We start from the raw sequence: 10880 nt of genomic DNA on the forward strand, positions 1-10880 counted from the left end.
TCACGGCTGTTGACACAGATTCTGATCAAACCCTTTTGTTCTTGTGAGACACTTTTGTTTGCCTGTATGATACAGATCTGTCTGTGGGCATCTGAATTTATCCTTGGTAAGAAAACGAAAATTATTATCGTAGAATCGTCTGTTGCGAAAAACCCTATATTATTGGTTGTTTATGGCATGGTTGTCTTTTTTTTGGTTTGTGGTCTCTGAAATATTAAAAAATGGCATTCATTTTGCTATATTAAAGGATTGTGTAAAAACAGACCCCATGGAATTATGGAATTGGGGATATCCAAATCAATCTATCACTATCTGCAACATTAAAATTTAAAAGGGGAAGACATGAAAAAAGTAATGATCGCCTATGTAAGCAGAACCGGTGTTACCGAAAAAATGGCAAATTATCTGGCTGAAGGGATTCGTATGGGTGGGCATGAAGCGACGTTGATGAAAACTTCGGCCATTAAAAATGAAAAGGCTTTGTCCGGTTTTGATGGATTTATCTTTGGATGTCCCACCTACCACAAGGATATGACCTCCGGCATGAAACAGTTTCTCTTTCTGGCTGAAAAGGCCAATCTAACGGGTAAAATTGGAGGAGCCTTTGGTTCCCATACCCATAGCGGTGAGTCAGCTCCCATGATTTTTGATACCATGCTATATGTATTTAAAATGGATATGGTGGATCTTGGCCCCCTAAACTTAACTGAAGCGATGATGAAGACAGATGAAGGTACAAAGGCCTGCCAGCAGTATGGAAAGGTCCTGGCCGAAAAGTTGTAGTAGCCAGAATGGCCGGAGCAGGCTATCTGATCCGGCCACAATAAAAATGCTCGCCTTTTAGACCCTCTTCCGCGTTTCACCAAAGGCCCACTATTTTAAATGGTTAAATCCTGATCCGTGAATCGGTTGATGAGATCTGTGAAATCAGCGAGCCGGCTTGGTTTTGAAAGGGTCGCGCAAAAACCATGGGCCTTGAAGTCTGCCATTACCGGATCGTTTGAATAACCGCTGGAAACAATGACCTTTGCCTTTGGATTGATCTTCAGCAGCTTTTGTACGGCTTCTTTTCCTCCCATGCCTCCGGGAATGGTCAGGTCCATGATGGTCAGATCAATGGGGGTGTTGTTGTCCATGGCTTTTTTATAAACTTCAATGGCTTCCACGCCGTCTTTGGCAAGAAAGGTGTCGTGTCCCAGGTCGGTTAGCATTGCCCTGGTAAGATCCCGCAACATTTCTTCATCGTCCATTATCAATATCCGCAATTTTCTTGCCTCCTGAACGCTTTTTTTCCTTTGGGTGGTGGATTCTGACCTCTGTGTTGAGGCGGGAAGATGAACGGTAAAGGTTGATCCTTTTCCCGGGGTGGATTTCACGGAGATCTGTCCGTTGTGCTGGGTCACGATGGAATGACATATGGCAAGTCCAAGACCTCTTCCCGGCTGATTTGTTGAAAAATAGGGGTCAAATATTTTGTCGAGTAAATTTTCTGCAATTCCTACGCCTGTATCTTTTATGCTCATCTCCACCCGGTTGGAGGCGGGGGCAATGTCCGGGTGTTTCGTTGGGCTGGACCTCACATTCTGGCATGACACCTCAATGGTGCCGCCGTTGGGCATGGCATTGCAGGCATTTTGAATCAACTTCTGGACCACCTGGCCCATCTGGCTCCTGTCAATTTCCACAGGCCAGAGGTCATCTGGAAAGGAACAGTGACAGGCGATGTTACTGGCCCGGCAGGTCGAATCAACAAAATCCCTGATCAAGCGGACAAGGGATGCGGTCTTTTTGACAGGTCGACCGCCCTTTGAAAAGGTGAGCAGTTGGATGGTCAGATTTTTTGCACGCAGGGATGCATCCAGGGCTTGTTTGATAAATCTTTGTGTTCTGTCCGTCAGGTTTGAATCCATTAGGGTGAGCTGGATATTGCCGATGATAGCTGACAGAATATTGTTGTAATCATGGGCTATTCCCCCGGCAAGAACGCCGATTGATTCGAGTTTTGTGATTTTCCGCAGTTCCTGTTCCGTACAAAGCTGCTCGGTGACATCCCTGAAAACTAGAACAACGCCAGTGACATTGCCCTGCATGTCCAGGATTGGGGAAGCACTGTCGGCAATGTGTTTCCTGTCCCCGTTTTTTGAAATCAAGGTCATGGGGGATGCCATGTTAATCGTTTCTCCCGAGGCCAGAACCTTTTCAACGGGGTTTTTACAGGCCTGATCGGTTGTCATGTCGACAATGTTGAAAATTTCTGTCAATGACCGCCCGGCTGCCTGGGTGGTGCTCCAGCCGGTAAGGGTTTCGGCAACTGTGTTCATGAGACAAATCCGGCTCTGGGTATCCGTGGTAATGACCCCGTCGCCAATGCTTCTCAGGGTCACTGCCAGTCGTTCTCTTTCTTCGGCTATTTTGGCATCGGTTTCTTTTTTTTCTGTAATGTCCGTTGCGATTTCCAGTCGGACCAGGCGACCGTCTATCCATTTGATGGCCCGGTCCCTTATGTAATACCAGCGACCCGTGATTGTATTTTGAAATTCCCAGGTATATATCCCCTGGGGGTCGCCCTGGTCGTCTAAAAGGTATTTGTCGGTGCAGAAGGAACAGGGGCCATTCTGGTCTTTCTGCATGGTCTGCCAGCAGGTTGTGCCGGTGATGTCGCCGATCTGTTTTTTGCCGTATTGGTTGATGAACAAAACGTCATGGGTGTCCATGTCTTTGACATACACAACGGCATCCAGGCTGTCCATTAAAAGGCGCAGTCGTGTTTCATTCTGCTCCAGGCTTTTCCGGTTTATTGCAAGGCTTGCTGCCATATCGTGGAGTGCCTGGGTCAATGTACCAAGTTCACCTGATTTAAAGGCTGGTTTTTCCGGTATTTCAAGATCTCCTTTGGCAAATTTACCTGCCATCGCGACCAATTCCTTTATGGGTGTAATCAGGGCTTTTTTGCCCATGATCCAGGAAACCAGAAGTGCACTTGCGGCAGCCACCAGCATGAGCAGCAGGTTCCTTGCCAGAATGGCGTTGGCCGGCCCAAGGACTTTGGCTTCTGGGATGCCCGTCCACATGTAAAATTCAGGTGTGGCTTCAGACGATAGCTGAACCGGTCGGTAGGCAAAAATCCGGCGTACCCCGTCTGACCCTTTTTCCATGAATATGCCGGGTGTAAGTGCCCGGCTGCATGCCTTCCAGGCCGCTGCCTGTATTGACTTGCCCACGGGGTTTGTCTCTTCCCTGGGGGGGTAGTAGAGCAGCCTGACGCCTCGATGGTCGGTTATGGAGATAAATGTGTCTTCATCCAGCTCAAGATCGTCATAGAAGCTGGAAAACCGGGCCAGGGAGATTGACGTGGTCAAAATGGCCGTGGGATTGCCGCCGTTGTCGAGTACCGGATAGGCAAAGGCAATGGCCGGCGTTTTTTTGCCCACCCGGGAGAGAATATATTCTCCCATGCTGAATTTTTTTCGTTCAAGGGCCTGTTGGAAATGTTTACGGTCTTTCAGGTTTGAGTAGTTAAACGAGAGGCCCGATGCCAGGACCTCCCCCTGGGTGTTGGTCAAGGTAATGTTCTGGAGGTTTGGATTCTGCCCGAGCACGGCCTTGAAAATCGTATTGCAGCTTTTGATGTCAAGGCTGTTGACCTGTGGAAGCATGGCCAGGGTGGAAAGGATCTGCTGGGCAGATCTGTCAATGTCGGTCTGAATTTCGGCCATTGTGTGGGTGACAAGAAGTACCTGCTCCCTGGTATTCCCAATGGCATGCAGTCGCTGTTCCACACCCGTATACAGAATAATCGCCAGGGCCGGCAGGACAGCAATCAGTACCAGCAGGGATAAATTTTTGCCGATTGAGCCCATGTCTATTGATTTCATACCCCAGCCTTTGCTGTGTGCCTTTGGTTGCAAATATGTATATATATAGGGAAAAAAGGGGTTGTTTGTCAAGGTTGTATGCAAAAGCCCCGTGATTTTAATCCAAGGAGACAGACATGACAGATCCCGGTTCTTTTTCAGTAATGACTTTTAATCTTCGATTTGGCCTGGCCGACGATGGCCCTGATTGCTGGGAAAATCGGAAAAAGGGTTACCCCCTTTTGTTTGAGCACTATCAGCCTGATTTCGTCGGATTCCAGGAGGTGAACAATTTCCAGGCCGACTTTCTCTGCCGGTTGCTGGACGGGTACGGCTTTATCGGCCGCAGGGATACGTCTCCTGAGTTATGGCAGAACAATTTGATTTTTTACCGGAAGCAGTGGACCTGCAAGGCGGCGAACCACTTGTTTCTGAGTCGAACGCCCCAAAAGGAGAGCCGGTTGGATGGCAGCCGCTGGCCTAGACAATGTACCCTGGGGCAGTTTGAGCAGGGGGACATGGCCGTTGTCATGGCAAACACCCACTTTGATTTTGCAGAGACGGTGCAGGCCCTGAGTGCCGGGCTGGTTGTGGATTTTTTGTCTGAATTCTCTCCTGGGAGTTTGACTGATTTGCCCACGGTTATTACAGGTGATTTTAATTCGATCCCCGGGGGAGCAGCCCACAGGGTATTCCTGGACAACGGATTTGAGGATGCCTTTGAAAATGCCCACGCCTATACCTTCCACGGCTTTACTGGCAAGGACAGGGGAGGGCATATTGACTGGATTCTATACCGGGGCGGTATCACCCCGTTGAACCAGAAGATCGTCAGGGAAAGGTTTTCAGGGCATTTTCCATCGGATCATTTTCCGGTGCTGGTTGAATTCACCCGATAATATCATGGATTACGTAAACTTTTTCCATGGGTTGTTTAAACTTTTTTTTGTCAACCGTCAGACAGAAAACAGTATGCGGGCAGCGCTTGCAAAAAAGGGATGCCACCACCAGGACGCCGTAAAATTCATATTTTCTGTTTGATAATTATACATTTTCCGTATAAATAATATCGGTGATTGGGCTTTGTCAACATGAAAAGAAAACCACGGATTTTTTTTATATGAAACACTCGCCAAAGCATTGTCAATGAAGGTGTTTCAAAATTCGTTGAGGCCGGAGCCATACCTCGCTCCGGCCATGCCGGTTATATGAAAAACCCACGAAGCATGCAAACAGAGGTGTTTCATCATTCGTTGTGGCCAGGGCAGATACCATGCTCCGGCCATGCTGATTTAATATGAATTCAACTGCCAAAACAGCCGGGACATTTTAAAATGATCAAGAAACTCGCAAACAATATTTTCTGCATCAAAATCCCTTTGCCGGAAACACCGCTTAAATCCCTCAACTCAGTTGTTTTTAAGGGCAAGGATAGAAATCTTGTCATTGATACGGGCCTGAACCATGACAGCTGTTTTGCCGCCATGACCAGTGGGTTGACCGAGCTTGGCATTGATCTGAACAGGACCGATTTTTTTATCACCCATTTCCATGCTGATCATTTTGGTCTGCTCCACCGCTTGATCACCCCTGATTCCCGGATTTATTTCAACCGGCCCGAGGCTGAACTCATGGAATCCTGGGAGGGGTGGGAGCCCATGCTTGAGGCCGCAAAGGTCAACGGGTTTCCGGCAGAACAGCTTCGCGCTGCCCTGGAGAATCATCCCGGGTTCAAGCACGGTTCCATGTGGAAGCCTGCCATGCAGGTGATCCACGACGATTACGAGATCCGTGTGGGTGATTACACCCTTCGCGCGATTGAAACCCCGGGCCACACCCTCGGGCACATCTGTCTCTATGAGCCGGAAAATAAAATCTTCATTGCTGGAGATCATGTCCTGGGGGACATCACCCCCAACATCCAGTGCTGGGAGGAGGATGAAAATCTGTTAAAGGATTATCTTTGCAGCCTTGACAAGGTGTACAATCTTCCGGTGGATCTCGTGGTGCCCGGTCACAGAACGCTTTTTACCGATCTTAAGAAGAGAATAGACGAGCTCAAGATCCATCACCAGAGGCGCCTTGAAGAGGTTGAAACCATTCTTTCAAAGGGCAGTTTTGACGCCTATGGCACTGCCTCCCAGATGACCTGGGAGATCCGGGCCGCCTCCTGGGAAGATTTTCCCATTGCCCAGAAGTGGTTTGCCACGGGCGAGGCCATCTCCCATCTGCATTTACTTGAGCAGGAAAATCGGATCCAGAAGCATTTTTCAGCCGATCGAATCGTCTATTCCCAGGGTTGAGCAAAAAAAATCACCCCTTTAAGGGGCTCAGATGTAAATAATTCCACAAATATGGTGCAGGATTTCAGCTCGTATTCAAGGCGTATCAAAGGGAGCATATTGAAATATGTGCCCTTTGATGCAACGCAGAAGACGAGCTGAAAGACAAGCAAGATTGAGGAATTATTTATTTCTGAGTCCCTAAGCTGGTCGGTCTCGCTTAAAGGGGTGTGTGTAATGGATTTTATCTGTATAAATTAAAGGAAAAAAATGGTGTTTAAACGGGATAACAGGGGCCTTACATAACCTGATAAATGCTTTGACCCTGATATGGCGGTGTTTGACGTTATGTTCCCGTTCAGTTTTTTTCTCATTATGCCTGCAACGAGAATAAGGCTGATGCCGATAATGATCATGGCGGTGGGTGTTTCTGCCTTGTCTGTGCCGACGGTCGCAGACAGGGGTGTATCTGTTCTTTCTGCCTGGGACGCCTGGGAAAAGCCAGTCATTACCGGAACGATTAACAATATGGTCACAATTAGAATTAAAATCTGTTTTAAACCGGGTGTCATGGTGCCTGTCTCCTTTGTCTACGTTACGTAAATTAGAAAGAATGCATAAAGCGTACAACCCTGTGTTTTTATTTGTTTGAATTTTATATCTATTTGAAATTCATGCTTATTATGCTTTTAAAAATTTGATGGGAAACAGATCTTTCCCACGGTTGAATTTATAAATTGTGTAAAAAATTACTCAATTATGTGAATAAGATAACAGAAAAAAAATTATTGAACACTGGACTGTTCCATGCTGGTGTCATGGGTTTACATGGCAGGCCCCGGGTCAGAGGGATATTTCAATTGCCTTTTATGCGGCAAACGACTACTTTGTGATCTGTCTTAGCCGTCCGACCATGTGATTGAATTGTAACTTTTGGAAATAATATGGAATCCAGTATCTTTTTGACAGGGTTGTTCGTGTTCTTTGCAAGAATATGCGATGTCTCGATCGGGACCGTTCGAACGATCATGACTGTTCAGGGGAGAACAGCCATCTCCTTTGTGCTGGCGCTGTTTGAAATCACCATCTGGATACTGGTGGCAAGCACTGTTATCAACCAGCTCAATGATCGACCCATCCTGATTGCGTTTTATGCCTTTGGGTATGCAACGGGCAATGTGCTCGGCATTGTTGTTGAACGTAAACTGGCCTTTGGCATCGTTATCTTGAAGTTGCTCACACGAAATGCCGGCACTGCCATGGCTGAATTTCTAAGGGCAAAGGGCCAGCCCGTAACCGTGTATACGGGTGAGGGAATGAAGGGGCCCATCAGCGAACTTTACCTTGCATGCAGCCGCCGGGATTTAAAATGGATCCTGGCCGAGGCAAAAAAAATAGACGAGCATGTATTTTACATTGTGGAACCGGCACGGGATATGAGCCATGTGTTAAAGCCTATCAATACGCCCATAGGCGGGTGGCGAACCCGGTTTAAGAAAAAATAGTTAAAACCGGTCAGGGCCCAGGGAGGCGATAAACCGTGCCATTACCTTGAGTACCTTTTTTTTTGCCTGGAGGTGGGGAACGTGCATGCATTCTTCCACGATATTTATCTCAACAGGCCCGGAAACCCCGTTCTTGATGCCGTCAACCTGGGCAAGGGTTGCATATTCATCCTTTTCCCCCTGGATCACGAGAAGGGGGCAGGTGATGGCGGCAAGGTGTTTTTCCACATTCCAGGATCTGAACAGGGGGGCAAGCCATCGGTCGGCCCAGCGCTGGAAGACGAAGTCGGTTCTTTCTCCATGGTACCTGGCAAGTTTTGCCTTCAGGTCCAGGGTTTCATATATCTGCACCACCCGCTGGATCCCTTTGACGGTCACGTCTTCAACAAAGATGTGTGCTGCCTCTGTAATTACGCCCCTGAGCTTTGTGGAATGGGTTGCCGCATAGAGAAGGGCAATGGTGCCCCCGTCGCTGTGGCCGATCAAAACAGGATGTTCCACCTGGCATTGTTCCAGGATTCCATCCAGTATCCGGGCCTCCTGTTCAAGGTAATCCATGGGCCACTGGTGTGAATCCGGGTCTGGGGGAGGGGCCCCAATGCCATAGCCACGCCGTTCGTATAAAAAACCAGGGCAGCCTGTTGCCTTGCACAGGGCTGCGGGAAACGCCTTCCACTGGGCAATGCTGCCCAGTCCCTCATGGAGAAAAACCAGGGTCGATGTCTGGGGGGTGGCCGATGCCATGTCAAGGCGTTGCCCCCTGAGTTTTTCCTGGCCCGCATAAAGATCAATATCTGTTTTTATCAGCGACGGGTTCATACTATTGTTCGTGGGGTTCATTATTTTTTCCTTGTAATTTGGCCGTATCTCATCTACCTATGCCTTTTATTTTACACCACAGGAAAAGTCCATGCCCTATACCGGAGAGCTTATTGCCATCAGTACTGTATTATGCTGGACCATCAGTGTTCAGTTTTTTGAAGCGGCATCCAAACGGGTGGGGGCCACACCGGTTAATATCATCCGGATTGTCACGGCCCTGGTTCTTTTCAGCCTGCTCCTGTTTTTTAAAAACAACACGTTGATTCCCCTTGATTTTCCCCTGCGATCCTGGTTTTTTCTGGGCCTGTCCGGCATCATCGGCTTCTTTATCGGGGATATCTTTCTTTTCAAGGCTCTGGTTGAAATCGGTCCCAGAATGTCCATGCTCATATTCAGCCTTGCCGCCCCTGTGTCAGCCCTTATTGGATGGGCCTTCCTGGATGAAACCTATGTGATCCATCAATGGGTGGGAATGGTCATTACCCTTTCGGGTGTGGGCCTTGTCATCCTTGAAAAACAACCGTCGGGTATTACCGGTAATTCATTGCACCAAAGGGTTGTGACCCTCAAGGGTGTCATGTTCGGGGTCGGCGGAATGTTCGGCCAGGCCTGTGGGTATGTCATGAGCAAAACCGGCATGCAGACGGATACCGGATATCTGGACGCCTTTGCCTCTACCCAGATCCGGGCCATTGCCGCATTTGTCTGTTTTGTTGTGTTCTTTACCTTAAGAGGACAATGGGGCCGGGTCTTTCAGGCAGTAAAAAACACCCGGGCCCTTGTCTATACCGCCACAGGCGCATTTGTCGGTCCCTTCCTCGGGGTTTCCCTTTCCCTTATGACCCTTCATTACCTGTCAACCGGTGTGGCGTCAACCTTTTTGTCCATGACCCCCGTGTGCATCATTCCCTTTTCCATTTATCTCCACAAGGAACGGGTCTCAGTGCGGGCCTTTGCAGGTGCCCTGGTTGCCGTGGCAGGTATCTGGCTTTTGATGGCTGAGTGATAGTGCAGTGGCTGTCTGTGGGCTTGAACTGTGTTGGAATTGTTTTGACCCCTTTATGTTGAGGGAATATATTTGGTTACTCACTGTGGGCTTTTGTCTTGAGTGCCCGTGGGTGCAGCAAAGAGAGGAATAATGAAAAAATCAATACTCATAGCATGTGAAACACTAAGGGAAGAACTTGAAAAGCTCATCCAGCATACGGGGATACAAATGGATCTTGTGTGGATGAACGGCGGGCTTCATACCTCACCTAAAAATCTGCGTGAGAATCTTCAAATAGAAATAAACAAGCACGACGGTCTATATGAAGATATAATTCTCGTCTATGGTTTCTGCGGCGGCGGAACAGAGAACCTTGAAACTAAATCATCCTCTTTAATACTGCCAAGGGCTGAAGACTGCATTTCCATCCTACTTGGTGGAAACTGTTCCAGAAGCCATGTGAATGAAAGGGACATGGCTGTTTTTTTAACCAGGGGATGGATAAGAACCTTCAATCAAATGGAAGGACTCAACATCAGATCCTTGAAGGAAAAATACGGAGATGATCAGGGCAAAGACCTGTACCGGAGAATTTACAGGGGATACCGCAATATTGACATCATAGACACAGGGGCTTACCGCCTTGAGGAAATAGACGAAGATATCTCTGAAATCCAGGATGTGCTTGGGCTTTCCTGTAAAACGATTGACGGCAGCCTTGTCTTGATTGAAAAGCTGTTAAACAGAGACTGGGATGAAGACTTTATCGTTAAAGGTCCAGGCCTGAGAGTTGAAAAAAAAGATTATTATAGGCCGTAAATCCCATGGGGCCTCCCTGGGGGGGTAACTGTCTGTGTCACCCCCCATGGTCAGGCGCGAGTTCAACCTTTGCCCCTGCGGCCTGGGATCCTTTTTCAAGGATCATCAGTCGGACTCGGCCAGTTGCCACTAGCCGTCCCTGGTCGTCGCAGACCGATGCCTCCCACACATGGGAGCGCCGTCCCATGACCAGGGGGGTGGCCGTGCATGTCAGCACCCCCGATCGCACGGCCCTTAGAAACGAGGTGGAATTTTCAATGCCCACAGCGCTTTTACCCTGGTCAAAGACATTGAGGGCAGCCCCTGAGCTGCACAAGGATTCGATCATGGCGGCGTAAACCCCACCGTGGACAAGGCCATAGGGCTGGTAAAGGGTGTCGGTGACCGGCACCCTGGCCACCAGCCGGGTCAGGGTGGCCTCTGTAAAATAAAGCCCCATGGCCAGGTTGAATCCACCCAGGGTGCTGTTCAAAATTTCCAGCAGGTTTTCAGGGGGCATATTTTGGGGTGGCTTTTTGTCCTTTTTATCAGATCGTTCGGTCATTCTTGATTTTACTCCTTTCCGTTACAAGGGGGAAGATTAGATTCTCAGCCTTCCAGAGCCGTTGGC

The 10880-nt window shown here is 48.5% G+C and carries 10 protein-coding genes; 6 read left to right on the forward strand and 4 right to left on the reverse strand.

Going from position 1 to position 10880, the window contains the following annotated elements:
• Positions 1-342: 342 nt before the first annotated feature.
• The gene (locus tag HRM2_RS02875) at positions 343-783 is read left to right on the forward strand and encodes a flavodoxin domain-containing protein (protein WP_012662956.1); all 441 of its coding nucleotides are present in this window, start codon (positions 343-345) and stop codon (positions 781-783) included.
• Between the two features lie 95 nt (positions 784-878).
• Here the strand turns inward: HRM2_RS02875 and HRM2_RS24885 are convergent, their stop codons facing one another.
• A complete protein-coding gene (locus tag HRM2_RS24885) occupies positions 879-3875 on the reverse strand; it encodes an ATP-binding protein (RefSeq protein WP_012662957.1) in 2997 nt (998 codons plus the stop codon).
• Between the two features lie 116 nt (positions 3876-3991).
• Here HRM2_RS24885 and HRM2_RS02885 point away from each other — a divergent pair, with 116 nt between their 5' ends.
• A complete protein-coding gene (locus HRM2_RS02885; protein ID WP_012662958.1) occupies positions 3992-4753 on the forward strand; it encodes an endonuclease/exonuclease/phosphatase family protein in 762 nt (253 codons plus the stop codon).
• A 435-nt stretch (positions 4754-5188) separates the two neighbouring features.
• Positions 5189-6157 (forward strand): MBL fold metallo-hydrolase, encoded by a 969-nt coding sequence (locus tag HRM2_RS02890; RefSeq protein WP_012662960.1) that lies wholly within the window; start codon positions 5189-5191, stop codon positions 6155-6157.
• Positions 6158-6393: 236 nt separating this feature from the next.
• Here HRM2_RS02890 and HRM2_RS02895 read toward each other — a convergent pair whose 3' ends face one another.
• Positions 6394-6708, reverse strand: coding sequence for a hypothetical protein (locus HRM2_RS02895; protein WP_041273010.1), 315 nt, complete (start codon positions 6706-6708; stop codon positions 6394-6396).
• Positions 6709-7080: 372 nt separating this feature from the next.
• Here HRM2_RS02895 and HRM2_RS02900 point away from each other — a divergent pair, with 372 nt between their 5' ends.
• Entirely contained in the window at positions 7081-7641 is a 561-nt protein-coding gene (locus HRM2_RS02900; RefSeq protein WP_041273011.1) for a DUF2179 domain-containing protein, read from the forward strand.
• Here the strand turns inward: HRM2_RS02900 and HRM2_RS02905 are convergent, their stop codons facing one another.
• Positions 7642-8481, reverse strand: coding sequence for an alpha/beta fold hydrolase (locus tag HRM2_RS02905; RefSeq protein WP_012662962.1), 840 nt, complete (start codon positions 8479-8481; stop codon positions 7642-7644).
• 70 nt (positions 8482-8551) lie between these two features.
• Here HRM2_RS02905 and HRM2_RS02910 point away from each other — a divergent pair, with 70 nt between their 5' ends.
• Together HRM2_RS02910 and HRM2_RS02915 are read left to right on the forward strand one after the other, a co-directional pair.
• Positions 8552-9469, forward strand: coding sequence for a DMT family transporter (locus tag HRM2_RS02910; protein WP_012662963.1), 918 nt, complete (start codon positions 8552-8554; stop codon positions 9467-9469).
• 108 nt (positions 9470-9577) lie between these two features.
• Positions 9578-10270, forward strand: a complete 693-nt coding sequence (locus HRM2_RS02915; protein WP_148214552.1) for a DUF1638 domain-containing protein — start codon at positions 9578-9580, stop codon at positions 10268-10270.
• 37 nt (positions 10271-10307) lie between these two features.
• Here the strand turns inward: HRM2_RS02915 and HRM2_RS02920 are convergent, their stop codons facing one another.
• Entirely contained in the window at positions 10308-10814 is a 507-nt protein-coding gene (locus tag HRM2_RS02920) for a PaaI family thioesterase (protein ID WP_012662965.1), read from the reverse strand.
• Positions 10815-10880 lie beyond the last annotated feature (66 nt).

Origin of the sequence: Desulforapulum autotrophicum HRM2 (genome assembly GCF_000020365.1) — a bacterium.
In the GTDB taxonomy this organism is placed as follows: domain Bacteria; phylum Desulfobacterota; class Desulfobacteria; order Desulfobacterales; family Desulfobacteraceae; genus Desulforapulum; species Desulforapulum autotrophicum.